25 protein-coding genes are annotated in these 25,045 nt (G+C 66.5%); 8 read left to right on the top strand and 17 right to left on the bottom strand.

The annotated features are described in order from the left end of the window. Nucleotides 1-51 precede the first annotated feature (51 nt). From KV697_RS03095 to KV697_RS03045, 11 genes are all read right to left on the bottom strand, one after another. Entirely contained in the window at nt 52-762 is a 711-nt protein-coding gene (locus KV697_RS03095; protein ID WP_219020063.1) for a ZIP family metal transporter, read from the bottom strand. A 113-nt stretch (nt 763-875) separates the two neighbouring features. After that, nucleotides 876-1,607: a 3'(2'),5'-bisphosphate nucleotidase CysQ gene (locus tag KV697_RS03090; RefSeq protein WP_219020062.1), complete on the bottom strand. Its 732-nt coding sequence runs from the start codon at nt 1,605-1,607 to the stop codon at nt 876-878. After that, entirely contained in the window at nt 1,604-3,517 is a 1,914-nt protein-coding gene (gene cysN, locus KV697_RS03085; RefSeq protein ID WP_219020061.1) for a sulfate adenylyltransferase subunit CysN, read from the bottom strand. Before cysN ends, KV697_RS03090 begins: the two co-directional genes overlap by 4 nt. Before the next feature lies 1 nt (nt 3,518). Continuing rightward, entirely contained in the window at nt 3,519-4,418 is a 900-nt protein-coding gene (gene cysD, locus KV697_RS03080; RefSeq protein WP_219020060.1) for a sulfate adenylyltransferase subunit CysD, read from the bottom strand. 49 nt (nt 4,419-4,467) lie between these two features. Then, entirely contained in the window at nt 4,468-4,686 is a 219-nt protein-coding gene (locus KV697_RS03075) for a hypothetical protein (RefSeq protein WP_042482538.1), read from the bottom strand. A gap of 38 nt (nt 4,687-4,724) precedes the next feature. Next, nucleotides 4,725-5,978, bottom strand: coding sequence for an N-succinylarginine dihydrolase (locus KV697_RS03070; RefSeq protein ID WP_219020059.1), 1,254 nt, complete (start codon nt 5,976-5,978; stop codon nt 4,725-4,727). 5 nt (nt 5,979-5,983) lie between these two features. Then, nucleotides 5,984-7,003, bottom strand: coding sequence for an arginine N-succinyltransferase (locus KV697_RS03065; RefSeq protein WP_219020058.1), 1,020 nt, complete (start codon nt 7,001-7,003; stop codon nt 5,984-5,986). Beyond that, entirely contained in the window at nt 7,000-8,202 is a 1,203-nt protein-coding gene (locus KV697_RS03060) for a hydrolase (protein ID WP_219020057.1), read from the bottom strand. The genes KV697_RS03065 and KV697_RS03060 overlap by 4 nt, the downstream gene beginning before the upstream one ends. 51 nt (nt 8,203-8,253) lie before the next feature. After that, nucleotides 8,254-9,165, bottom strand: a complete 912-nt coding sequence (locus KV697_RS03055) for a DUF481 domain-containing protein (protein WP_219020056.1) — start codon at nt 9,163-9,165, stop codon at nt 8,254-8,256. Between the two features lie 10 nt (nt 9,166-9,175). Continuing rightward, on the bottom strand, nt 9,176-9,691 hold the full coding sequence (locus tag KV697_RS03050) for an RNA pyrophosphohydrolase (RefSeq protein WP_219020055.1): 516 nt from the start codon (nt 9,689-9,691) through the stop codon (nt 9,176-9,178). A 2-nt stretch (nt 9,692-9,693) separates the two neighbouring features. Continuing rightward, the gene (locus KV697_RS03045) at nt 9,694-10,668 is read right to left on the bottom strand and encodes an alpha/beta hydrolase (protein WP_219020054.1); all 975 of its coding nucleotides are present in this window, start codon (nt 10,666-10,668) and stop codon (nt 9,694-9,696) included. A gap of 19 nt (nt 10,669-10,687) precedes the next feature. On the opposite strand from KV697_RS03045, the gene KV697_RS03040 reads away from it, so the two are divergent. Beyond that, nucleotides 10,688-11,611: a histone deacetylase family protein gene (locus KV697_RS03040; protein WP_219021207.1), complete on the top strand. Its 924-nt coding sequence runs from the start codon at nt 10,688-10,690 to the stop codon at nt 11,609-11,611. A gap of 7 nt (nt 11,612-11,618) precedes the next feature. Continuing rightward, the gene (locus KV697_RS03035) at nt 11,619-12,989 is read left to right on the top strand and encodes a cryptochrome/photolyase family protein (RefSeq protein ID WP_219020053.1); all 1,371 of its coding nucleotides are present in this window, start codon (nt 11,619-11,621) and stop codon (nt 12,987-12,989) included. Between the two features lie 125 nt (nt 12,990-13,114). Here KV697_RS03035 and KV697_RS03030 read toward each other — a convergent pair whose 3' ends face one another. The 3 genes from KV697_RS03030 to KV697_RS03020 are packed head-to-tail and all read right to left on the bottom strand — an operon-like array spanning nt 13,115 to nt 14,894. Then, complete coding sequence (locus KV697_RS03030; RefSeq protein WP_082442294.1) at nt 13,115-13,255, bottom strand: DUF2256 domain-containing protein; 141 nt, start codon at nt 13,253-13,255, stop codon at nt 13,115-13,117. Further along, a complete protein-coding gene (gene aroB / locus KV697_RS03025; RefSeq protein ID WP_219020052.1) occupies nt 13,255-14,355 on the bottom strand; it encodes a 3-dehydroquinate synthase in 1,101 nt (366 codons plus the stop codon). Before aroB ends, KV697_RS03030 begins: the two co-directional genes overlap by 1 nt. Then, on the bottom strand, nt 14,352-14,894 hold the full coding sequence (locus KV697_RS03020; RefSeq protein ID WP_056437338.1) for a shikimate kinase: 543 nt from the start codon (nt 14,892-14,894) through the stop codon (nt 14,352-14,354). The genes aroB and KV697_RS03020 overlap by 4 nt, the downstream gene beginning before the upstream one ends. A gap of 81 nt (nt 14,895-14,975) precedes the next feature. On the opposite strand from KV697_RS03020, the gene KV697_RS20050 reads away from it, so the two are divergent. The 4 genes from KV697_RS20050 to KV697_RS03005 are packed head-to-tail and all read left to right on the top strand — an operon-like array spanning nt 14,976 to nt 18,772. Further along, a complete protein-coding gene (locus tag KV697_RS20050) occupies nt 14,976-15,110 on the top strand; it encodes a hypothetical protein (RefSeq protein WP_257575576.1) in 135 nt (44 codons plus the stop codon). A gap of 46 nt (nt 15,111-15,156) precedes the next feature. Beyond that, nucleotides 15,157-16,914 carry a hypothetical protein gene (locus KV697_RS03015; RefSeq protein ID WP_257575575.1) on the top strand — a complete coding sequence of 586 codons (1,758 nt, stop codon included), beginning with the start codon at nt 15,157-15,159 and terminating at the stop codon, nt 16,912-16,914. Then, a complete protein-coding gene (locus KV697_RS03010) occupies nt 16,911-17,810 on the top strand; it encodes a tyrosine recombinase (protein WP_219020051.1) in 900 nt (299 codons plus the stop codon). Before KV697_RS03015 ends, KV697_RS03010 begins: the two co-directional genes overlap by 4 nt. 11 nt (nt 17,811-17,821) lie before the next feature. Beyond that, nucleotides 17,822-18,772 (top strand): acetyl-CoA carboxylase carboxyltransferase subunit alpha, encoded by a 951-nt coding sequence (locus tag KV697_RS03005; RefSeq protein WP_219020050.1) that lies wholly within the window; start codon nt 17,822-17,824, stop codon nt 18,770-18,772. Nucleotides 18,773-18,871: 99 nt separating this feature from the next. Here KV697_RS03005 and KV697_RS03000 read toward each other — a convergent pair whose 3' ends face one another. Together KV697_RS03000 and KV697_RS02995 are read right to left on the bottom strand one after the other, a co-directional pair. Further along, nucleotides 18,872-19,051 (bottom strand): Flp family type IVb pilin, encoded by a 180-nt coding sequence (locus KV697_RS03000; protein ID WP_219020049.1) that lies wholly within the window; start codon nt 19,049-19,051, stop codon nt 18,872-18,874. 124 nt (nt 19,052-19,175) lie between these two features. Then, nucleotides 19,176-19,367: a Flp family type IVb pilin gene (locus tag KV697_RS02995; protein WP_257575574.1), complete on the bottom strand. Its 192-nt coding sequence runs from the start codon at nt 19,365-19,367 to the stop codon at nt 19,176-19,178. A 50-nt stretch (nt 19,368-19,417) separates the two neighbouring features. Between KV697_RS02995 and KV697_RS02990 the strand changes: the two genes are divergently transcribed. Continuing rightward, nucleotides 19,418-19,867, top strand: coding sequence for a (deoxy)nucleoside triphosphate pyrophosphohydrolase (locus KV697_RS02990; protein WP_257575573.1), 450 nt, complete (start codon nt 19,418-19,420; stop codon nt 19,865-19,867). Here the strand turns inward: KV697_RS02990 and KV697_RS02985 are convergent. Then, the gene (locus KV697_RS02985) at nt 19,813-22,557 is read right to left on the bottom strand and encodes a DUF5695 domain-containing protein (protein WP_219020047.1); all 2,745 of its coding nucleotides are present in this window, start codon (nt 22,555-22,557) and stop codon (nt 19,813-19,815) included. The two genes, KV697_RS02990 and KV697_RS02985, sit on opposite strands and share 55 nt — an antisense overlap. Nucleotides 22,558-22,661: 104 nt before the next feature. Here KV697_RS02985 and KV697_RS02980 point away from each other — a divergent pair, with 104 nt between their 5' ends. Further along, a complete protein-coding gene (locus tag KV697_RS02980) occupies nt 22,662-25,037 on the top strand; it encodes a glycoside hydrolase family 127 protein (protein ID WP_257575572.1) in 2,376 nt (791 codons plus the stop codon). Nucleotides 25,038-25,045: the final 8 nt, after the last annotated feature.

Below are 25,045 nucleotides of genomic sequence, written 5' to 3'. Positions count from 1 at the left end.
AGGGTACCGTCGTCGGCTACCCTTCCCGGCGACGGTACTCGAAATAGGGCGTCAGTGCGCGATGTGCGTCACGCCCAGCATCAGCGCAATGCCCGCCAGCGTCGCCAGACTGGTCCGCAGTCGCGGATCGAGCGATTGGCTGCGCGGGACCAGCTCGCAGGCGCCGATATACAGGAATATCCCGGCGAACAGCGCCATCAGCGGCGCCAGCATCCCCGACGGGATCGACAGGCCCAGCCCGATCAGCACGCCCAGCATCGGCGCGATGCCGTTCAGCACCAGCCAGCGCCGCGCCGCTGCTTCTGACCGAGCGGCGAGGCTCAGGCTGACGGTATTGACGCCGTCCGCCACGTCATGGGTCAGGACGGCGAGCGCGATCATCCACCCCGCCGCCGTATCGATCTGAAACGCGATCCCGATGCCCAGCCCGTCCATCAAGCTGTGCAGACAGAGCATGGCAGGTCCCAGATCGCCGCGCCACGACGCGGCTGCCGCGCGGGGTATCCGGGCGAGCAGGCGATCGAGCAGCATATAGCCGCCAAGCCCCATCGCGCTGAACGCCATCATCGCGCGGATCGTCCAGCGATCACCCGCCATCTCGAGCGCTTCCGGCACCAGATCGAACAGCGCCACGCCCACCACGATCCCGGCCGTGACCCCCAGCACCAGCCCGATGCGATGACGCAGGCGCAACGCGAGCAGCCCGCCTGCCAATGTGGCGAGCATCGCGGCAAAGCCGAAGGCGAGGGGAACCAGGGTCATGGAAACGTCCGCACGACAAGAGCGACGGAGGGAAGGTGCGGCATCGTCGACCCATGAACCAAGCCATGAGACGTTACAAGGTCACATTTATGCAACCTGGATATAGCTGAACTTCATCCCCGCGCGATCGCTTCCAGCACGGTGGCCGCCACTTCCTGCCGACAGATTAAGAGGTCGGGGAGCAGCGGGTTCTGGCAGTTATAGACCAGCGGGCTGCCATCGATGCGCGAGGCGTGAAGCCCGGCCGCCAACGCAACGGCGGCGGGGGCGCAATTGTCCCACTCATATTGCCCGCCATCATGCAGATACACATCGGCGCGGCCCTCGACCACGGCCATCGCCTTGGCCCCCGCCGAGCCCATCGGGATCATGATCGCGCCCAGCCGGTCGCCGACGCAGCGGGCGATGTCGGGCGCACGGCTGCGGCTGACGACGACGCGCAGGCCCGCCGGGCAGGGGGGATGTTTGGGGGGCAGGTCATCGGTCGCGAAGACCTGATCGCGATCGGGCACCGATACCGCGCCCAGCGCCGGGCGACCGTCTATCGCAAGGCCAATATGCACCGCCCATTCGCTCGACCCGCTGGCATATTCGCGCGTGCCGTCGAGCGGATCGACGATCCACACGCGGCTGGCGGCACAGCGCGCCCGGTCGTCGGCCGACTCCTCGGACAGGATGAAATCATTGGGTCGGGCGGCGCGAAGACGGTGGAGGATCAGCGTGTTGGCGTCCCGATCGCCCAGCGCGCCCAGCGCCTTGCCCTCCAGCCCGCTCGATGCGCGAAGCGTCTTGAGCAATGCGCCCGCTTCCACAGCGACCGAGCGCGCGAGTTCGGCGTCGGTCACAGGTCGTAACTCCACACACCCAGCACATGCTCGACAATCCGGGAAGCGGCTTGTTCCGCCGTCTCCTTCGTCGTGTCGATGCGGATCTCGGGCCGTTCCGGCGCCTCATAGGGGCTGGAAATGCCGGTGAACTCGGCGATTTCGCCGGCCCTCGCCTTGGCGTACAGGCCCTTCACATCGCGATCCTCTGCTACGGCCAGCGGCGTGTCGATGAAAACCTCGACAAACTCGCCCTTGGGTAGCAGCGCGCGCACCATGTCCCGCTCGGCCCTGAAGGGCGAGATGAACGCGGTGAGCACGATCAGGCCGGCATCGGCCATCAGCTTGGCCACCTCGCCCACGCGGCGGATATTCTCGATCCGCCCCGCATCCGAAAAGTCGAGATCGCGGTTTAGGCCATGGCGGATATTGTCGCCATCGAGCAGGAAGCTGTGGCGGCCCATGGCATGCAGTTTCTGCTCGACCATATTGGCGATGGTCGACTTGCCCGAGCCCGAAAGGCCGGTGAACCACAGCACCTTGGGGGCCTGCCCCTTTTGCAGGGCATGGGCCTCGCGCGTGATGATCGTAGACTGCCAATGGACGTTCTGGGCGCGACGCAGCACATGGTCGATCATGCCCGCCGCGACCGTCGCATTGGTCGCGCGGTCGATCAGGATGAAGCCGCCGAGCGCGCTTCCCTTTTCATAGGGCTCGAACACGATCGGTCGGTCGGCATAGACCTCTGCCAGCCCGATGTCGTTGAGCGCCAGCGTGTCGGCTGGGCGTTCTTCCTGGCTGTTGACGTCGACGACATGACGCGGCGGCCGTACGGTTGCGCCGACCAGTTGCGTGCCGAGCTTGAGCGAATAGCTGCGCCCCGGCACCAGCGGCGCATCGGCCATCCAGACGATCTTGGCGACGAACTGGTCCGCGATCTCGGGCGGGTTCTCTGCCGCCGCGATCACGTCGCCGCGCGAGCAGTCGACCTCCTCCGCCAGCACCAAGGTCACGGCCTCGCCCGCGATCGCCTGTTCGCGGTCGTCGTCATAGGTGACGATCCGCGCGATGCTGGTCGTCTTGCCCGAGGGTGCGATACGCACCCTGTCGCCGACCGACACCCGGCCGCTGGCGATCAGACCTGCAAAGCCGCGAAAGTCGAGGTCGGGCCGGTTGACCCATTGCACCGGCATCCGGAACGATGCGGCCGCCGCGCGGTCTCCGTCGATCGCCACCGTCTCCAGATGCGGGAGCAAGGCGGGTCCCTCATACCAGGGCATGTCGGGCGATGGCGTGGTGACGTTCGCGCCGGTCAGGCCCGACAGCGGGATCGCCGTGAAGCGCTCGATACCGATGGTCTTCGCGAAAGCCGCATAGTCGGCGACGATGGCGTCGAAGACCGAATGGTCATGGCCGACCAGGTCCATCTTGTTGACCGCCAGCACGATCTCCTTGATGCCGACCAGATGCGCCAAATAGCTGTGCCGCCGCGTCTGGGTCAGCACGCCCTTGCGCGCGTCGATCAGGATCACCGCCAGGTCGGCGGTCGAGGCGCCCGTCACCATGTTGCGGGTATATTGCTCGTGGCCGGGCGTATCCGCGACGATGAACTTGCGTTTTTCGGTCGCGAAAAAGCGGTAAGCCACGTCGATCGTGATGCCCTGCTCGCGCTCGGCGGCGAGGCCGTCGACCAGCAGCGCGAAGTCGATATTGGCCCCTTGAGTGCCGACGCGGCGGCTGTCCGCCTCCAGCTGGCTTAGCTGGTCTTCGAAGATGGTCTTCGAGTCGTAGAGTAGCCGTCCGATCAGCGTCGACTTGCCGTCATCGACTGAGCCGCAGGTGATGAAGCGCAGCATCGACTTGGCGGCATGGGTTGCGAGATAGGCGTCGATATCGGCGGCGATCAGCGCATCGGGTTGATAGGCGGTCATCTCAGAAATACCCCTCGCGCTTCTTCTTCTCCATGCTGGCCGCCTGATCGTGATCGATCGCGCGACCCTGCCGTTCGGAGGTGGTGGTCAGCAGCATTTCCTGGATGACTTGCGGCAAGGTCGCTGCCTCGCTCTCGACCGCGCCGGTCAGCGGATAGCAGCCGAGCGTGCGGAAGCGGATCGAGCGGTCGACCGGCACCTCGCCGGGGCGGAATTGGAAACGGTCGTCATCGACCATCAACAGCATCCCGTCGCGCTCCACCGTAGGGCGGGGCGCGGCGAAATAGAGGGGCACGATCTCGATGCCCTCTTGCAGGATATACTGCCAGATATCCAGCTCGGTCCAATTCGATATGGGGAAGACGCGGATGCTTTCGCCCTTGTGGATGCGGCTGTTGTAGAGGTTCCACAGCTCGGGTCGCTGCGCCTTGGGGTCCCAGCCATGCGCGGCGGAGCGGAAGGAGAAGACACGCTCCTTGGCGCGGCTCTTTTCCTCGTCGCGCCGAGCGCCGCCGAACGCCGCGTCGTATCCGCCCGCGGTCAGCGCCTGTTTAAGCCCCTCGGTCTTCCACATGTCGGTATGGCGGCTGCCATGGTCGAACGGGTTGATGCCCAGTGCCTCGGCCTCCGGGTTGCGGTGGACGATCAACTCCATGCCCGCCGCCTCGGCCGCCCGGTCGCGCAGCTCGTACATCGCGCGGAATTTCCAGGTCGTGTCGACATGGAGCAACGGGAAGGGCGGGCGCGCCGGGAAGAACGCCTTCTTGGCCAGATGCAGCATCACGGCCGAATCCTTGCCGACCGAATAGAGCATCACCGGACGCTCGGTCTCGGCGACGACTTCGCGAAGGATATGGATGCTCTCGGCTTCGAGGCGTTGCAGGTGGGTAAGGCCAGTCATCGGATTGTCAGATAATGTCGCCAGCGAACCGCGCGACCAACTTATCCTGTCAATCGCGATAGTCCCGCTCCAGCGAGTCCAATATGCGCGCACCCGCCATGAACACCGCGATGGGGCAGGCGGCGAACAGGATCTTGCCCGGAAGTCCCGGATAAGCGGTCAGATAGTGCATGCCGCGCTCGACCGCGCCGAGGCCCAGGCCATAGATGACCAGAAAAGCCTCGAACTTCGACTTGATCGTGAACAGGGCGACCAGGCGGGACCACATGGCGTGGTTACACCACCGGATCGCCTCGCTGCCAAGCGTCAAACGCTTGCCAGATTGAGACAGTCCAGCTCGGTCAACAGGGCGGCTCGCGCCGCCTCAATCCTTGCGATCAGGGCCGGATCGCCGATCTCGATAGGGTCGATCGCCTCGGGCCAATGCGCCTCGATCACCGCGGCTATTCGGTCCAGCCGGGCATGGTCGACCAAAAAACGTGGGTCGATGGTCGCGGGATCGGCGACGACGCGCAGGCGCAGACAGGCGGGGCCGCCGCCATTGGCCATGGATTCGCGGACGTTCACGACCTCCAGCCGCCGGATGGGGCCATTGCCCGCGACATGATCCTGAAGCCAGGACCAGACGGGTGCATTGTCGCGCGCTTCCTGCGGCAGGATCAGCGTCGGCTCGCCGCCGGGCGGGGTCACCAACTGCGCGTTGAACAGATAGGAGGCGATCGCATCCTCCAGGCTGACCCGGTCGGCGGGCACCTCGACGATCTCCACATCGGGCATCACGCTGCGCAGCTCGGCATAAAACTGCTCGCGGTCGGCAAAGGCCTGTTCGTGCGCGAACAGCACGCGCTCGTTGGCGACGGCGACCACGTCGTTGTGGAAAGCCCCGGCCGCGATCGCCGCATCCGACTGACGGGCGAAAAGCACGCGGTCGGGCGACAGGCGGTGGCTGCGCGCGACCGTCTCGCACGCCTCGCGATGCTGGCGCGCGGGGAAGGGGCCGCCGCCTTCGCCATAGACGAAAACCTCGACGCCCGGATGGTCATGGCCGCTGCACAGGCGCATATGGTTGGCCGCGCCTTCGTCGCTGAACGGAGCGGGGACCGGCGGATGGACGACAAAGGCCGGATCGGCGAAGATCGTCCGCAACTGCGCCAGGGTCGCTGGCCATTCATGGCTGCGATGCGGCATGGTCAACAGATTGGCGACGGTCAGGTGGCAGCGCCCGTCACGCGCATCGGGGGCGGGCGAGACGGTCGCGGCATTGGCGGCCCACATCGCCGAGGCCGACAGGCTCTGTGCCATCAGGACCGGAGAGGCGCTTTGATAATCCGTCGCCAGCCGCGTCAGCCAGGAATGGTCCGGCCGGGGATGCGGAAGCAATATTCCCTGCACCAGCCCCAGGTCGATGTTCGCGCGCATCTTCGCGATACCCTGAAGCGCGGCGGCACGGGGGTGCGAGGTCTTGCCAGCGTTACGCGTGGCCGCGAGATTGCCGTGGCTGAGGCCCGCATAATTGTGGCTCGGCCCGATGATGCCGTCGAAGTTGATCTCTCTCAGCATGACGCTCACCGATCGATGTGGAGGACGGTATCGCCAACCGTCAGGTCGAGCGTGCGGGCGGTATCCTCGGACAGGATGATGCCGCCGTCACCGTCGCGTATCTCGGCCAGCGCGCAGCGAAAGTCGGTCAGACGCCCCGCCGCGACCAGCGCCTCACGCCCCGGCAGCGCGTCGATCGCGACGACTTGGCTCTCTCGCGCGTCACGGATCGTGCGCACCTGATCGGTCCGCGCCGTCATGGTCGGGCCGCCGTCGAAGATGTCGATATAATGCTCGAACGCAAAACCCTCATTCTCCAGCATCCGCATCGCGGCGCGGCCCGAGGGATGGGGCAGGCCGATGGCGGCGCGCGCGGTTTCCGTCAGCATCGCGGTATAGATCGGGTGCTTGGGCATCAGGTCGGCGATGAACTGGTGCCCGTGGATCGCATTGAACTCGTCGGCCTGTTGGAAATTCATCCCGAAGAAGCGCCCGGCCAAGCCGTCCCAGAAGGGCGATCCCCCCGCCTCGTCGATCACCCCGCGCAGTTCGGCCAGCACCCGGTCGGCGAAGCGTGGGCGGTTGGCGCGCATAAACAGATAGCGACTGCGGGCGAGCAGCAGCCCTAGGCCGCCTGCGCGCTCGCCGGGATGTAGGAACAGACCGCCCACCTCGCTCGCGCCTTCCAGATCGGTGGTTAGCGACAGCATCTCGGCACGGAAGGTGCGGTCCAACTCGCGGCTATGCTGGGTCAGCGTGCCGATCCGATAGCTGTAGAAGGGGTGCTTTTGGCCGACATGGGTGAAGATCTGGCAAGTGCCGCGTACTTCGCCAGTCGCGCGGTCCTCCAGCATCAGGACGAACAGCTCGTCCCTCACCTTGCCGTCGCCGTCGCCCGCAAAGGCGTCATGGCTGCGCGCCAGCTTGGCGGTCAGGGCGCGGCGATCGGGGGGCAGGTTGGTGAAGCCGCCGCCGGTCAGCTTGGCCATTTCATAGAGGTGACGAAGGTCGCTATCGACCGCGGGGCGGATGCAAAAGCTGCTCATGCGGCACCGATGATGCGCAGGATGGTCAGCGCCGACAAGCCCGCGCGTTCGGCCAGGCTGTCGATCAGCATATATTCGTCCGAAGAGTGGATTGCGCCGCCGCGCACGCCCATGGTGTCGACCACGGGGACACCCGCCGCCGCGATATTGTTGCCGTCGCACACGCCGCCGGTCGCGCGCCAGCCGATGGTCAGGCCCAGATCAGCACCTGCGCTACGTACCGTCTCGAACAGCGCGGCCGCGCCGTCGTCGATGGGTTTGGGGGGGCGGTTGAAGCTGCCATGGACCTCGACCCGCACGTCAAGCTCGGCGGCGATCCGCTCGGCCAGGGCCTTCATCGCCGCGCCGGTCCGCTCGATCGCGGCCAGCGCGCGGGGGCGGAAGTTGACGTGCAGCATGGCCAGATCGGGCACGACATTGTTCGGACCGCCACCGTCGATCCGCGCCGGGTTGACGGTGATGTCATCGGCGGCAAGCTGCGACAGCTCCAGCGTGATCCGGGCGGCGGCGACGATGGCGTTGCGGCCTTCCTCCGGGTTGCGTCCCGCATGCGCACTGCGTCCGCGTACGACGATAGTGAAATTGCCAGTGCCGCCCCGCGCACCCGCCAGCGTGCCATCGGGCAAAGCGGGTTCATAGGTCAGCGCCGCGACCTTGCCGCTGGCGCATTTGGCGATCAGCGCGGCGGAGGAGGCGGAGCCCGTTTCCTCGTCCGAATTGATGAGCACGTCATAGCCGAACCGCTCGGCGAGGGGGCTTGCCTCGACAGCTTTGAGCGCGGCGAGCAGCACCGCCAGTCCGCCCTTCATGTCCGCCACCCCTGGTCCGCCGAGTCGGTTGTCGTCGATCCGCGTCACCGACTGAAACGGATGATCGACCGGATAGACGGTATCCATATGGCCGGTGAACAGCATTCGCCGCTGCGCGTTCGGACGGACGCAGAGCAGCAGATGGCGGCCATGCGCCAGCGGGGCAGGCTGGCCGTCGCTGCCGATCCGTTCCACCGGCTCGGGCTCGATCATGGTCAGGTCACCGGGCAGCGTCCCGAAATGCTCGGCCAGCCGGTCGGCCATCGTCGCCAGCCCGGCCATGTTGCGCGTCCCGCTATTGATCGCTGCCCAGTCCTCGACCAGCGGCAGCATCGGATAAGCGGCGGCGGACGCTACCGCGTCCCGCTCGATCATGTTCAGTCTCTCCATGGCCGACAACCTAGGCCAAGGACCCGGCAAAGGTGAACCCCGCCGCCGAAATTAGAAGCTGTACACCACCGAGGCGCGCGTGATCGTGTCGGTCGTCCGGCGGCCGATCGGCGGCTCGCTTTCATATTGGACATTGTACGACAGCGCGGCCGAGAGCGGGCCGAACAGCTTGGCGTTCAGCGCCGAGTTGGTGCTGACCGTGCTGTTGAACTTCTGGACATAGGCCGAGGCGTTCTGGTTGAACGACATGGCCGGGGTCAGCTTCCACACGAAGTTCAGATTGCCGCGCGCGGCGAGTGCGCTTTCGATGCGGCCGTCGGTGAATTCGGTGTGCCGGAAAGCCGGGCCGAGTTCGACGTCCAGCGTCATGCGGGGCTTGCGGATCGCGCTGTAACCCGCACCGCTCGAGGCGGAGAAACGGTTGAAATAGCCCAGGAAGCGGTCGCTCTCATATTGCGCCGCGCCGTAGACGTAATTGTTGGCGTTCAGTTTGAAATTGGGTTCGTAAGACGCGACATAATGTTCGCGGCTGACGATGCTCGCGCTTTCCTGATAGTCGCCCTGGAGGTGAACTTTATGCCGCCATTGCAGCCCTTCGCGGGTCAGGTCGACGATGCCGGTCAGGCCGATATTCTGGCTGTTGCCCGTCGTCGCAAAGCCGCCCAGCTCGACCCGGCCGTGCCACAGGTCGAAAAAGGTCGCCTCGCGCAGGGTGCGGCTGCGGCTGGCGGTCTTTTCGTCGCGCCAGACATCGGCCATGGCGTCGATGGCGTCGGCAGCCTCGGGCACGGCATTGCGGGCATAGCGGACGACGGTGGTGATGTCGTTCTCGTTGCCGCTTGCGATCGCGGCCTCCAGCATCGAACGGATCTGGGGCGGGATCAGCGCCGGGTCCGGGTCCTTGGGATCGGCATTGGCGAGCAGGCCCAGCGCCATCGGGATCAGGAGCAGCCGCGTCTTCATGGTAGGTGCCTTAGCCCTTCGCCCCGTCGGCCGAAACCGCCGCGTCGCCATGGGGTGCGGTGAAATGCCTTGCGAAGACGACCAGCAGTTCCTCGTACAGCGCCTTTTTGAACGGCACGATCATGGCGGGCAGCGTATTCGGCTCGGCCCAGCGCCAGGCGCGGAATTCGGGATGGTCGGTGTCGATATGGATGTCGCTGTCCTCGCCCAGGAAGCGATAGAGGAACCAGATCTGCCGCTGGCCGCGCCACTTGCCCTTCCATGCCTTGCCGATCATGTCCTCGGGCAGGTCGTAGGTGAGTTCATGGGGCGCACGGGCGATCAGCTCGACCTTGTCGGCGGTGACGCCGGTTTCCTCGAACAGCTCGCGAAGCCCCGCCGCATCGGCCTCCTCGCCCGGGTCGATGCCGCCCTGCGGAAGCTGCCACGCCTCCAGCGTCGAATCGATCCGCTGGCCGACAAAGACGCGGCCGTCGCGGTTCATCAGGATGACGCCCGCGCAGGGGCGATAAGGAAGGTCGGTCATCATCATTGTCCCATCTGGCCGATGCCCTCCGCCTCGACGATCACGGCCTTCAACGCAAGCAGGAAAGCGGTGAGATCGCCGACGCCGGAGGGGATCGCCTTGCGCAGTGTCGCAAAGCCATGGATCGTGCCGCGTGCTTCGCGGAACGTCACAGGCACGCCGGCCTTCGCCAAGGCGGCGGCATAGGCGCGGCCCTGATCGCGGATCGGATCACATTCGGCGGTCATGACGACGGCGGGCGGCATCCCGGCGAGTTCGCCCCGCATCGGCGCGGCACGTACATCGCTGAGGTCGGCGGCGTAGCAGGCGACGAACCAGTCGAGCATTGCGCGGGTCAGGAAATACCCCTCGGCAAAATCCCGCAGCGAGGGATGCGCGCGGGCCATGTCGGTGGCGGGATAGAGCAACCCCTGCGCGACGACCGGCACGGCGGCGGGCCGGTCGCGCAAAGTCATGGCGGTGACGGTGGCGAGCGTGCCGCCCGCGCTGTCGCCCGCGACGATCAGCCCGGTCGTGTCGGGCTGTCCCGCCAGCCAGCGCGCTGCCGTCTCGCAGTCATCGGGCGCGGCAGGCCAGGGATGCTCGGGCGCGAGACGGTAGCCGACCGATACGACCGGCAGGTCGAGCACCCGCGCCATCTCGGCCGCGAGCGGCGCATGGGTATCGATGTCACCGATCACGAAGCCGCCGCCATGGAAGAACAGCAGGACCGGCCCCGCCTCGCGCTGCTCGCGCGGGTCGAAGCGCCGCGCCGGGATTGGTCCGCCCAGCCCCTCGATCGTGAACGTCTCATCGATGCCGAGCGCGCCGATCGGCGGATCGGTCAGGTCGCGCGCGGCGCGCATCATGGCCCGCGCGGCCTCGGGACCCAGTTCCTGCTGGGGTGGGCCGGGGAGGCGGTTGTAATAGCCGAGGAAGCGCGCGACGTCAGCGCGCAGTTCGGGCAGCGGGGCCGTGGCCCTCCTATCGCGGGTCATGGCTTCCTACCTAGGGGCGATGATCCATGTCGTCCATCACCCCGCCTATGTCACCGAGGCACCGGCGCGTTCCACCTATCGCTGGGGCAAGAACGGGGCGATCCGCGATCTGCTGCGGGCAAAGGGCGATGCGGTGGCATGGACCGAGCCGGAACTGATCCCGCCGATCTGGCTGGAGGCGGTGCACGACCCCGATTATGTCGCCGAGGTGCTGGAGGTCCGCGTGCCGCCCGACAAGACGCGGCGGATCGGCTTTCCGATCACCGAGCAGGTCGCGCACCGGGCCCGCGCGGTGCCGGGCGGGACATGGACCGCCGCGCTGCTGGCGCTGGAGCATGGTTTCGCCGCCAATACCGCCGGGGGCAGCCATCATGCGCTGGCCAATACGGGGGCGGGATATTGCGTATTCAACGATCTGGCGGTGGCGGCGGTGCGGCTTGTCGAGCAGGGTGTCGTCGGCCGGGTGGCGATCGTCGATTGCGACGTGCATCAAGGCGACGGCACCGCCGCGCTGACCGCCGGGCGGCCGGATATCGTGACCTATTCGATCCATGCCGAGAAGAATTTCCCGGCACGCAAGGCCCGCTCGACACTGGATGTCGGATTGCCCGACGGCGTGGATGATGACGGCTATCTGGCCGAACTGGCCGCGACCCTGACGCCGTTCCTCGACGAGCATCGGCCCGACATCATCCTGTATCAGGCCGGGGTCGATCCGTTCGTAGAGGATCGGCTGGGACGTCTGTCCTTGACGCGGGAGGGGCTGATCGCCCGCGAAAAGCTGATCGCCGATCTGGCATTGGCCCGCAGGCTTCCCGTCGCCAGCACGGTCGGCGGCGGCTATGGCGATGACGTCATGGCGATCGCGGAACGGCACGTCACGGCGATCCAGACTCTGGGCGAAAGACTGTCCCATCGGAACCCGGCGGAGGCCGAAGCGTAGCGGCTGGATGACAGCTTCCCCCACGATCCTGTGGTTTCGCCAGGATCTTCGCCTTCACGATCAACCGGCTCTCCTGGCGGCGGCAGAGGCGGGGCCGGTCATCCCGGTCTATATCCTCGACGACGAAACGCCGGGCGACTGGCGGATGGGCGCGGCGCAGCGCTGGTGGCTGCATCACAGCCTGAATTCGCTCGCGAAGGATCTCAAAGAGCTGGGCAGCCGCCTGATCCTGCGGCGGGGCAAGCCCGTCGAAACCCTGCGCGCCTTAATGGAGGAGACAGGCGCGACCGAAATCCATGCCATCCGTCATTACGAACCCTGGTGGCGCAAGGCCGAGGAGGTGCTGGACGATTGTCTGACGGTCCATGACGGCAATCATCTGGCACGGCCGGAACTGGTGACGACGGGCAGCGGCAAGCCGTTCCGGATCTACTCGGCCTTTTGGAAGGGATTGCAGGGCCATTTGCCGCCCGAACATCCACGCGACCGCCCCGAGACGCTGGAGGCGCCCGGGCACTGGCCGAAAAGCGAGGACCTGGCCGACTGGTCGCTGCTCCCCACCAAGCCCGACTGGTCGACCGGCTTCGATGAGGACTGGATACCCGGCGAGGCGACGGCGCGCGAGCGGATGGCGGACTTCGGCGAGAAGGCGGTCGCCTATGACACCGCGCGCAACATGCCCTCCGAAGAGGGCAGCTCACGCCTGTCGCCGCACCTGCATTTCGGGGAGGTCTCGGTGCGCGCCGTGTGGCATTCGCTCGCCCGGCGCGGGGATACCGAGACGTTTCGCAAGGAACTGGCCTGGCGGGACTTTACCGATGGCGTGGTCATGGCGTTGCCCGACTATGCCGATCGCAACGGCCGCGACGCGTTCGACACGATGCCATGGCGGAGCGGTGCGGAGGCCGCCAAGGACCTGAAGGCATGGCAGACCGGTCGTACCGGCTATCCGATCGTGGACGCGGGCATGCGTCAGCTCTGGACGACAGGCTGGATGCACAACCGGGTGCGGATGATCACCGCCTCCTTCCTAATCAAGCATCTGCTGATCGACTGGCGCGAGGGGGAGCGCTGGTTCTGGGACTGTCTGGTCGATGCCGATTACGGGAACAATGCCGTGAACTGGCAGTGGGTCGCGGGGACGGGGATCGATTCGAACATGTTCGGTCGGATCATGGCGCCGCTTAGCCAGTCGGAGAAGTTCGATGCCGGGGACTATATCCGGCAATGGGTGCCGGAGTTGAGGGACGTCGGCGACGCCGCGATCCATGATCCGGAGGAGGCCGGGTGTCGGCCGAAGGATTATCCGGCCAAGATCATCGGGCACCGCGAGGGGCGGGAGCGGGCCTTGGCGGCGGCGAAGAAGATGCGGGGGTAGGGTGGGGCGTGCGCTTGGACTTCGCTCAGCGTGAACGGGGTTCGGTACAAGCTCCGTTCAGCCTGAGCGAAGTCGAAGGCCAAGGGAAAACATCTCGACGTCGCTCGATGCGAACGGCGAGGGAGTTACCGCTTCTTCCGGCACGCATCCGAACAATACACTACCTGATCCCAATCCCGCGCCCATTTCTTGCGCCACGTGAAGGGCCGCCCGCACGCCGGGCAGGTCTTGCTCGGCAGGTTTTGCTTGGCGACGCCGTTGGGCATCAGCGCGGCTCGGAATCGAGGAAGGCGGCCACGTCCGTCAGATCGACTGTCTTGTCGAGATAGGTCTGCCCGATCCCGCGCGCGAGCAGGAAGGGCAGGGTGCCCGCCGCCATTTTCTTGTCGTGCTTCATATGCTCGATCAATGTCGCGGAGGGCGCATCGATCCCGGCGGCAGCCAAGCCGTCGGGCAGGCCGATCGTGCGGAGATGCGCCGCGACCCGTTCGGCATCCTGCCGCTCGCAAAGGCCCTTGCGGACCGAATAGCGGAAGGCGAGCGCACAGCCCGCCGCGACGCCCTCACCATGGAGCAACCGGTCGGAGAAGCCCGCCTCCGCTTCCAGCGCATGGCCGAAAGTATGGCCGAGGTTCAGGAGCGCGCGGATGCCGTTCGTCTCATGCTCGTCCGCCGCCACGATCCGCGCCTTCGCCGCGACCGAATGCGCGATGGCGTATACCCGCGCATCGGCATCCCCCGCCAGCAATGCAGGCGCATTGGCCTCGCACCATTCGAAAAAGGCGAAGTCGTCGATCAGGCCATATTTGACGACCTCGGCATAACCCGCCCGCACTTGGCGCGCGGGCAGCGTGTCGAGCACGTCCGGGTCGATCAGCACCATCGCGGGCTGGTGGAAGGCGCCGATCAGGTTCTTGCCCGCCGAGGTGTTGATCGCAGTCTTGCCGCCGACCGACGAGTCGACCTGCGACAGCAAGGTCGTCGGGATCTGTACGAAGCGGCAGCCGCGCTTGACGATCGAACAGGCGAAGCCGACCAGATCGCCGATCACCCCGCCGCCCAGTGCGATGACATGATCCGCCCGCTCGATGCCGAGTTCGAGCAGCCGGTCGCAGACTTGGCTTAGCATCGCCCAGCTCTTGGTCTTCTCGCCGGATGGCAGGATGATCGCCTCGCTCGCGACGCCCGCTGCCTCCAGGGATGCCTGGAGCACCGTCAGATGCGGCCGGACATTCTCATCGGTCACGATCGCCATGCGACGCCCGCGCGACAGGGGCGCAAGATACTCGGCGGCGCGGGGCAGCAGCCCGGCTTCGATATGGATGGGATAGCTGCGGTCGCCGAGCGACACGGTGACGGTCTTCATCGTCCGATGGCTTTCAGGATGGCGTTGACGGTGGCCTCGTGCGGCCCCCGCTTGCTGGAGACATGGATGGGGGCGAGCGCGTAGATCGGGTTGCGGACGGCCGACAGTTCGCGCAGCACCTTCAGCGGGTCCTTGCCGCGCAGCAGCGGCCGCGTGTCGCGTCGCTTGACCCGCTCGGCCAGAACCTCGGGACTGGCGTTCAGCCAGATGGCGGTGGCCTGTTCCAGGATCAGCGCGCGCGTCTCGTCATTGATGAACGCGCCGCCGCCGGTCGCGATCACCTTGGGTCGGCCATCGACGAGCCGGGCGATCACGCGGCGCTCGCCGTCGCGGAAATAGGGTTCGCCGTAATGCTCGAAGATTTCGGGGATGCTCATGCCGGCGGCTTGCTCGATCGCGGTGTCGGCATCGACGAAGGGCACGCGCAACCGATTCGCCAGACGGCGGCCCACGGTCGACTTGCCCACGCCCATCAGACCGACGAGCACGATGGGCGACCCGTTCCAGCTTGCATCTACAGGGTTGTGGCTTTGCAACATTGCACTCTGCGCTATACAGCGTGCGGGCGCCCGGCAACACCGGCCGGGCTTTCACGGGTCCATTATAAGGTTTTGCGTTTCATGTCCCGTATGGTCGTTTCGCTCATCGTCCTTCTCGTCATCGTCGTCGGCGGGCTGTTCCTGCTCTCGGGCCGGGCGACCGAACGGCCGACCACCCAGGTCGAAAAGGCGGTCTCGCTTGGCAACCTGCAGTAAGCGGGGGGGCGTTTTTCGCCACCTGCCCAGGGCGATCGCCCTGTTGATGGTCGGGGCCGCAGCCATCGCGGCGGCCCAGGACCGTCCCGAATCACTGCTGCCCCCCGGCTTCGGCCAGCCCGCCGCGCCGCCGACCCCTCGGTCGACGCCGCGCCCGGCGGCAGGAGCGGCGCCCGGCGCCATGCCCACCGTCACGCCGACGCCCGCGCCGACCCCCGCCGATGCCGTGGGCGCGCTGCTGGATTCGCTGGCAACCCCGGTTCCGACCCCGACTCCGTCGCCGACACCCACCATGGATGCCGCGACGCTCGCCGAATATGAACTGCCGGCCTCCGCCCTGCGCTCGCTGGCGGTGGTCGGCCCTGCGGGTCCGCGCGAAGGCGCGCTAGACCAGACCATCTTTGCCGGTGCCGATGGCCGCGTGGCCGAGATACTGATGCGGCGGCTGTCGGCGCCGCTACCGTCGCGCTGGACCTCGATCCTGCTGCGCCGCGCGCTGGCCACGCATATGGTGACGCCGCGCGGGGTGAACGGCGCGGACTTCGCCGCCGAACGCGCCTGGTTGTTGCTGCGCATGGGCGAGGCCGAGGTCGCGCGCGCGGTCGTCCAGTCGGTCGATCCGGCCAATTATACGCCCAAGCTCTATCAGGTCGCGATGAACGCACTTCTTGCGTCCAGCGACCCGGCGGGGCTTTGCCCGCTGGCCGATCGCGGCAGCGCGGTGACGGGGTTGAACGGCTATCGGCTGGCCCAGGGCTGGTGCGCGGCGCTGACCGGCGATGGCGCCCGTGCCACCGCGACCGTCCGTCAGATGCGCCGTCAGGGGGGCGTCGAGGATTTCGACCTGAAGCTCGCCGAAAAGCTGATGGGCGCAGGCTCCGCGCGCAAGGCCGCGAGTGTCGATTGGGGCGGCGCCGACCGGCTGACCGTCTGGCGCTTCGGCCTCTCCACCGCGACGGGCGTTGCGGTGCCGCCCGAATATCTTTCCTATGTCGGGCCGCAGGTGCGCGGCTGGCTGGCGACGTCGGCCTCGGTGCCTGCGACCGAGCGGGCCGGGGTGATCGATCAGGCCGCGAGCATGGGCGTGATCTCCAACGCGGCGCTGGTCGACTTCTATTCCGGCCTGGCCGACGACGATCAGGCCAGCCGCGCGCAGTCCGCTATCGGCAACGACCTGCGCAACGCCTATGCCGCTGCGGACGAAGGACAGCGCCTCTCGGCGATCCGTTCGCTCTGGGGCGACGAGGCACGTACGCCCTATGGGCGGCTGATCCTCACCGCCCGTGCCGCCGCACGGCTGCCGGTGATGAGCGACGGGCGTGACGCCGATGGACTGATCGCGTCCATGTTGTCCGCCGGACTGGACCGCAGCGCCGCGCGCTGGCGCGAGGCGGTGAAGCAGGACAGCGATGCCTGGGCGATGATCGTGCTGAGCGATCCCGACCGGCAGGACCAGATCGCCTACGATCAGGTCACCGGCTACAGCGCCGATGCCTTGAAGCAGCGCATGTTCTTCGCCGGACTGGCGGGGCTGGGGCGGCTGTCGCGTGTGGACATCGAGAAGGGCGCCGAGGCGCTCGACGTGCGGGTCGGCCAGCGCAATGCCTGGACCGAGGCACTCGATCAGGCCGTCGCGGACGAGCAGACCGGCATGGTCGTCCTGCTCTGTGCCGTAGGAATGCAGACCGGCGATTGGCGCGGAGTGCCGCCGCAGGCGCTCTATCGTATCGTCGAGGCGCTGCGCTCGGTCGGGCTGGATACCGAGGCGCGGATGATCGCGGCGGAGGCGATCGCCCGGACATGAATATGCGCGACGCCGCGCTGGTCGACCGCTTTCTGGAGATGATGGCGGCGGAGGCGGGCGCGGCGGGGAATACGCTGGCCGCCTATCGCTCCGACCTGCGGCTCGCCGCCGAGGCGATGGAGGGTTTGAGCGAAGCCGATGCGTCCGCGCTCCAGCGGTTGGCGGAGGGCTGGGCGTCGCTGGCGAACGCCACCGTCGCGCGCAAGGCGGCGGCGCTGCGACGCTTCTATGCCTTCCTGCATGAGGAGGGGCTGCGCGACGACGATCCCTCGTCGGTGCTCCCACGTCCGGGTCAGCGGCGCGCGCTGCCCAAGATACTCAGCCATGCCGATATAGACCAGCTGTTCTCCGCCATCGCCGAGCGGACGGGGGCGGCGCACCCCAGTGCGAATGATCTGCGGCTCGCGGCGCTGGTCGAACTGCTCTATGGTTCGGGTCTGCGCGCCAGCGAGCTGGTCGCCCTGCCGCGCAATGCCGTTCACCCGGACCGCCCCTTCCTGATCCTGAAGGGCAAGGGCGGCGCCGAGCGGATGGTCCCGATCTCCGACCGGGCGCGGGCGGCGGTGGCGGCGTGGCGCGTGCATGTCCCGGCCGACAAGCTCTGGCTTTTCCCCGGCGGAAAGCGGCACCTGACCCGCATCCGCCTCTATCAGCTCATCAAGGCGCTCGCGGCGGAAGCGGGCATTCCGCCCGAGCGGGTCAGCCCGCATGTGCTGCGCCATGCCTTTGCCACGCATCTGCTCGGCGGCGGGGCCGATCTGCGTGCGGTGCAGGCGATGCTGGGCCATGCGGACATCGCCACGACCGAGATCTATACGCATGTCGAGGCGAGCCGGTTGGTCGAACTCGTCAATGCCAAGCACCCGCTCGTTGATTTTCGGGACAAGCGCCCTTAGGCGATAGCGCCATGTCAACGACCTTCCTCGATTTCGAGAAACCGATCGCCGAGCTTCAGAGCCGGATCGACGAGCTGCGCGATACGACCGCCGAAGGGACGGTCGATATCGGCGCGGAGATCGCCAAGCTCCAGGCCAAGTCCGACAAGCTGCTGCGCGATACCTTCGCCAAGCTGACCCCGTGGCAGAAGACGCAGGTCGCTCGTCACCCGCAGCGTCCGCACTTCAAGCATTATGTCGCCGGGTTGTTCGACGAGTTCGTGCCGCTGGCGGGCGACCGCGCCTTCGGCGACGATCAGGCGATCATGGGCGGCTTTGCGCAGTTTCGCGGCCAGCGCGTCATGGTGCTGGGCCATGAAAAGGGTGAGGATACCGCCAGCCGCCTGCGCCACAATTTCGGCATGGGCAAGCCGGAGGGCTATCGCAAGGCGATTCGCCTGGTCGAACTGGCCGATCGCTTCGGTCTGCCGATCGTGACGCTGGTCGATACCTCGGGTGCGTTCCCCGGCATCCAGGCCGAAGAGCGCGGCCAGGCGGAAGCCATTGCGCGGTCGACCGAGGCCTGTCTGGCGGCAGGTGTGCCGGTCGTCTCGGCGATCGTCGGCGAAGGCGGCTCGGGCGGCGCGGTTGCGCTGGCGGCGGGCAACCGGGTGCTGATGTTCGAGCACGCGGTCTATTCGGTCATCAGCCCCGAGGGTTGCGCCTCGATCCTGTGGCGGACCGCCGACAAGGCATCGGACGCGGCCGAGGCGATGCGCGTCACCGCGCAGGACCTGAAGCATTTCGGCGTGATCGACACCATCGTGCCCGAGCCGGTGGGCGGCGCGCATCGCGATCATGCGGGCGCGATCGCCAATCTGGGTGATGCGGTCGAAAAGGCGCTGGGCGAGCTGGGCGGCCTGGGCCGTGACGAGCTGAAGCGCGGGCGTGCCGCCAAGTTCCTGGCGATGGGGCGGCTTTAATAGTCGCACAAAGAAGGGGGCGAGTCGAACGTATCGACTCGCCCCCTCAATACTAGAAATCCTTGAGGGGCGGCGATCGAACGCCGCCCGGTATCGGATTTACTTAGCGGCCGACGGGTTTGCGACCTTGGTCGAGATGTTGGTGAAGGTCCCGCTCAGCGAGGTGCCAAGGGTCTTCATGGCGCCGATGGCAGCAACAGCGATCAGGGCAGCGATCAGGCCATATTCGATGGCCGTTGCGCCCTTGCTGTTCTTGATCATCTTGCGGATGGTGGTCATTCCGGTCTCCGTTGCGTCTTGTTACAGTCTATCACCCGGCTGCCCCGGAGCGCCGGTTCAGCTTGCGGCGGTTTAGCCTTGCAGTGGTTGAGGAAGCCTTAAGGCGGGCGGTTGGGAAGAAATTCTAACGGCTTGTCAGGCTGAGCTGATCGGCGATTAGATAGGCGAGCTTCTGCAGGCTGAAACCCATCTGGGACAGGCTTGCGAATACGGCCAGCATGACGGTGGCGACGATCAGGCCATATTCCACCGCCGACGAACCGCGCGTGTCGGCTATCAGGCGTCGCAGGTCGTACAGGATCATCCGCGCTTTCATGATCCGCCGGGATAACCGAGTAAGGTTAAGAAATGATCGATAGGCCGAATATGCTCACTGTCCTTTTTCCCGTCGTCGCTGCGGCGCTTGTGGACGAACATGGCCGTGTGCTTTTGCAGCAACGCCCGGCGGGCAAGGCGCTGGCGGGCTTGTGGGAGTTTCCCGGCGGCAAGCTGGAACCCGGTGAGACGCCCGAGGCGGCGCTGGTTCGCGAACTTCACGAGGAACTGGCGATCACGGTCGCCCCCGGAATGCTGGAACCGGCGGGCTTCGCGACCGAGCCGTTGCCCGGTCGCCATCTCCTGCTGCTGCTTTATGTCATCCGTTCCTGGTCGGGCACGCCGGTCGCGCTGGAAGCGGACGGGCTGACCTGGTGCCAGCCCGCCGACATGCATGCCTGGCCCATGCCGCCCGCCGATGGGCCGCTCGTCCGCCAGCTCGCCGCCTATCTGGCGGACAAGACCAGTTTGGAGGCCGTGCCCGACAGCGGCACGGTGTAACCGCCACGCTCGAACGTCCCGCGATCGGGGCGATAGGGGCGGCCGCCGGGCGTCGTCGTCTCGACGAACAGACGCGCGGCGGGTGTGTCGCCCGTGGCCGGGTCGAGGGTCAGGCGGACCGCGCCGCTCGCCGGATCATAATCCACCGCCTTGATCTTGCCCGCCTCCAGCGTCAGCCAAAGTCCGACCGGCGCAACGAAGACCCGCGCTCGCGCCCCGTCATGCGGCTCGACATGCACACGCCCGCCGTTCTGCGACAGGTTTCCGCCATAGGAGAGCCAGCCCAGCGTCGGATCGTTCACCACATAGGTCGCGGCGGCATAGGCATGACCGAAAAAACCCATTCCATAATCGCCGCTATACGGGTCCCATTCCATCCGGTCGGGCCAGCTGTGGAAGGCGGCCGAGGATGCACCACTCTGGTCGATATTGGTGATGCCGCCCATCAACCCGCCATAGGCGACGCGCAGCAGATGCATGTCGGCGGGATTGCGGCGGAACGAATCGAACAGCGGAATGGCGTTCAGCGTCGACCCGTAATGATGGATCTGCCGCTCCAGTCGCGGATATTTGCCGCCGTAGAGGAAGTCCCAATAACGCCGCGCATTGCCGTTATAGCCCCAGTGCGGGATCGACGGGTCATAGCCCAGAATGACCTCACGCGTGACATCGGCCTGGGGACCGTAACCGAAATAGCGCATCCAGGCATAGACCTCGGCTTGGCCGGTGGAGTCCCAGGCCATCTCGCTGCCGAACGGATATTGCAGGGTGCGCCAGTGGTCCGCGCGTCCCTTCATCAGGCGTTCGACCTCGGCGGCCTTGTCGGTCCAGCCTTCGCGCTTCAGGTCGGTCAGGATGTCGACGAAGACATCGCCCTCCATCAGTCCGAACTGCGCATAATGCGGCGCGTCGCGCATCATCGCGACGATCGTCTGATAGGCATGGTCGAGATACCATGGCCAGTCATGCACCCGCGTCAGCCCGGCATGGTTGCGCGCGATCCGGTACAGCGCCCAATGGCCCGCCGCGACATGCGGGTAGTTATAGGCGCGGCCCAGATCGTCGGCCTGATCCTTCTTCCACGAGGTCCAGCTCTGCCAGTCTTTGGCCGGTTGGTAGAGGTTCGGAAAGGCGGCCGGATCATAATAGAACAGGCTCTTCTTGACGCCGCCCGCATGAGTACCATCGGCGACCTGCAGCCGCCCGACCACCGTCTTGTCGACCAGCTCCTCAATGCGCGCGATTTCCGCTGCGTTGGGGTTGTCGAGTTGCTTCATCACTGCCGCGACCCAGCTGCCCGCGCCGCCCTCGTCGCTCATGCCCGAAATCCAGACGCGCGGGTCGGCGGTGACGATGCTATCGGCCTCACGGTCATAGGTCAGGATGGCGGGCGAGCGGCCAAAGGGATCGCCCTTGCCCTCGAACCACTGTTTGGTGGTCGAGAAGCGGCCTAGATCGGCCATCGTCTGTTCGAGCGGCTTGGTGACGAAATACTGGACCGTCTGGACCTGACCATCGGCATAGGTGAGAGTCAGGCGCGCCCGGCCCCATTGCCGCCCGCGTACCGACAGGCGCGTCCAGCCCGGCTTGCCTGGTGCCTTGGTCACGTCCAGCGCCCCCGCCGGATAGCTGGCGATGCCGGTGATCGCGGATGGCGAGCGCACGAACAGCGATGCCTCCAGATCGGTCGGCACGACATAGCCGGGCACGCCGACCACGACGGGACATCCCTGCGCCGTCAGCGTCGGCTCGATCGCGCGGATGCTGGGCGCGGTGACGAGGCGCAGGCCGATCGTGCGGCTCTGGCCGGGTGCGAGCGAGAAGCTGGTCGCTTCGTTCCAGGGTGTACCCCTCTTCCAATCAGTCTGGGCATAGGCGGCGCTGGCGATGGTCCAGTCGTAAAAGCCTTCCGAAGTCTGCGCGCGGGGGCTCGCCTCCGAAATGACCGCCTTGCCACCGGTCTCGCGCACCGTGGGGATCGGTACATAGGCTTCCAGCGGCGTCCCGCGTTCCGGAATGACGAGCAGCGCCGGGCCTGCGCCATTCAGCCGCGTGACCTGCACATAGCCAGCGTCCCGCCCGATATAGGGGTCGGCGAAGCTCGCCTGCGCATGGGCCTGTTCCAGAGTCCGGTCGGTGATGATGTTGTCGAACACCATCGGCAGGCCGAGGCCCCCGATCTCGACCGGCGTGGCGGAGGTGTTGGTCAGGGTGAACCGCAGGGTAGGAGTGCCCTTGTCGTTCACCCACTCTCGCACGATGCGCAGCGGCAGGCCGGTCCCCGTCGACGCGCTGATGTCCGCCTTCGCCAGCACCGCCCCGCGAGCAGGCAGCGCCCGCACCGGCCGCCGTTCATGCGAGGACGAATAATCCTGCCACGCGCCGCCCCCCTGGCGCAGCCGCAGATGGATGTCGCCCAGATGGTTGTAACCATTGCCCGCGCGCTCCTTGGCACGGCCGATCGGCAGAAAGTCGAAGCCCGGCGTCGCAATCGGCGAAAGGCCGCGCGCCGTCTGGCTGGCGGGGTCGAGGATCAGTTGGAACGCCCCGACCCGAAAGCGCGAAGTCGCGGCTTCTTGCGAATCATTGGCAGTTTCCTGCTGCGTTTGGACGCCTGCGTCATGGGCGCTGGCGACGACCGAAAGGGTGGCCAGCGTGACTGGCAAAAGGCGGATAAGGCTTTGGCGCATGACGATAAAATCCCTGACCTCGGGAAGCTCCTCTGCGGGACCATCGCAATTGACCCCCCTCCCGTTCTGGCTATATTGGTATACAGTATTACCGGGAGAGCAAGATGCTGCGGTCGAGCAGGCGGGAATGGATGCAGGGGGCGGCGGGCGTCGCGTTGATGGGAATAGCGACGCGGGCGGTGGGGGCCGCGCCGTCGATCCTCCCGGCCAAGGCGGAGCCGCTGCCACTGTCGGCGGTGCGACTGCGCCCGTCCGTCTATGCGACCGCCGTCGAGACCAACCGCCGTTATCTCTACCGCCTCAGTCCCGATCGGCTGCTGTACAATTTCCGCAAATATGCAGGACTGGAACCCAAGGCGCCGATCTATGGCGGGTGGGAGAGCGACACGATCGCGGGCCATACGCTCGGCCATTACATGTCGGCGCTGGTGCTGACCTGGCAGCAGACCGGCGATACCGAGATGCGCCGCCGTGCCGACTATATCGTGGCCGAACTGGCCGAGGCGCAAGCCAAGCGCGGGACCGGCTATGTCGGCGCGCTCGGCCGCAAGCGCGCGGACGGCACGGTGGTCGATGGCGAGGAGATTTTCCCCGAAATCATGGCGGGCAAGATCAAGTCAGGTGGATTCGACCTCAACGGGTCGTGGTCGCCGCTCTATACGGTGCACAAGCTGTTTGCCGGGCTGCTCGACATTCATGGCGGCTGGGGCAATGCGCAGGCGCTCGACGTCGCGGTCAAGCTGGGCGGCTATTTCGCACGCGTCTTCGCCGCGCTTGACGACGAACAGATGCAGAAGGTGCTGGGCTGTGAATATGGCGGGCTGAACGAAAGCTATGCCGAACTCTATCAGCGGACCAACGACCGCCAGTGGCTGGCGCTCGCCGAGCGCATCTATGACCGCAAGGTGCTCGACCCGCTGGTGGCGGGCGAGGACAAGCTCGCCAATTTCCACGCCAATACCCAGGTGCCCAAGCTGATCGGCCTGGCGCGCATCCACGAGATCACCGGCAAGGCCGAACCCGCCAAGGGCGCGAGCTTCTTCTGGGAAACGGTGACGGGGCATCACAGCTATGTCATCGGCGGCAATGCGGACCGGGAGTATTTCTCCGAACCCGATACGATCGCCCGGCACATCACCGACCAGACGTGCGAGCATTGCAACACCTACAACATGATGAAGCTGACCCGGCATCTCTATGGCTGGCAGCCGGATGGGCGCTATTTCGACTATTATGAGCGCGCGCACCTGAACCACGCCATGGCCGCGCAAAATCCGCAAACTGGCGGCTTCACCTATATGACGCCGCTGATGAGCGGCGTGGTGCGCGAGTTTTCGACTAACAAGGACGATGCCTTCTGGTGCTGCGTTGGCTCGGGGATGGAGGCTCACGCAAAGCATGGCGAGTCCATCTTCTGGCAGGGCGGCGACACCTTCTTCGTCAATCTCTACATCCCGGCAGAGGCCCGGTGGGAGAAGCGCGGCGCGATCGTGACGCTCGACACCGCCTATCCGATGGAAGGGCAGGCGAGGTTGAGCTTCACGCGGCTCGACCGGGCGGGTCGCTTCCCGCTGGCGCTGCGTGTGCCGGGCTGGGCGAACGGCCAGGCGCAGGTCGAGGTCAACGGCCACGCCGTATCCCCGCGCTTCGAGCGGGGCTATGCTGTGGTCGATCGTCGGTGGAAGGCCGGGGACACGGTTTCCATCCGCCTGCCGCTCGACCTTCGGGTCGAAACGACGCCCGGCGACGATAGCGTCGTGGCGGTCCTGCGCGGACCGATGGTGATGGCGGCCGATCTGGGCGGGCGCGAGGACAAGTGGGACTCGCCCGACCCGGTGCTGGTCGGCGCCAATCCGCTGGCGGGCTTCACCGCCGCCGATCCGGCGACCGCGCGATACAGGACGGCGGGGATCTTCCGTCCGGCGGACCTGAGCTTCGTACCCTTCTTCAGCCAGTATGACCGGCGCAGCGCGGTCTATTTCAAGCGCTTCACCGATGCCGGGTGGAAAGCGCAGGAGGCGGCCTTCCTGGCCGATCAGGCGAAGGCCCGCGACATTGCGGCCCGCTCGGTCGACGTCATGCATCTCGGCGAGATGCAACCCGAGCGCGACCATGGGCTGACCTCGGACATTTCCTACCCCGTCTCCTATCGCGGGCGGCAGGGGCGCGATGCGCGGTCGGGCGGCTATTTCGAGTTCACCATGGCGGTGCGCCCCGGCCCGATGATCCTGCAGGGTACCTATTGGGGCGAAGAGCGCGCGCGGGACTTCGACATATTGGTCGACAATGTGAAGGTCGCGACCCAGCATCTGGAGAACGACAAGCCGGGCGCTTTCTTCGACGTCGAATATCCGTTGCCGCCTGCGCTGACGGCGGGCAAGAAGAGCGTGCGGGTGCGCATCGTGCCGCATGATCGCAGCTCGGCGGGGCCGATCTTCGGCATGCGGCTGTTCGCGGCCAAGCCGGGGGCGACGGCGTGACCTGCGTG

Origin of the sequence: Sphingomonas sanguinis (genome assembly GCF_019297835.1) — a bacterium.
Taxonomy (GTDB): domain Bacteria; phylum Pseudomonadota; class Alphaproteobacteria; order Sphingomonadales; family Sphingomonadaceae; genus Sphingomonas; species Sphingomonas sanguinis_D.
This window is presented reverse-complemented; position numbering and strand designations above follow the sequence as displayed.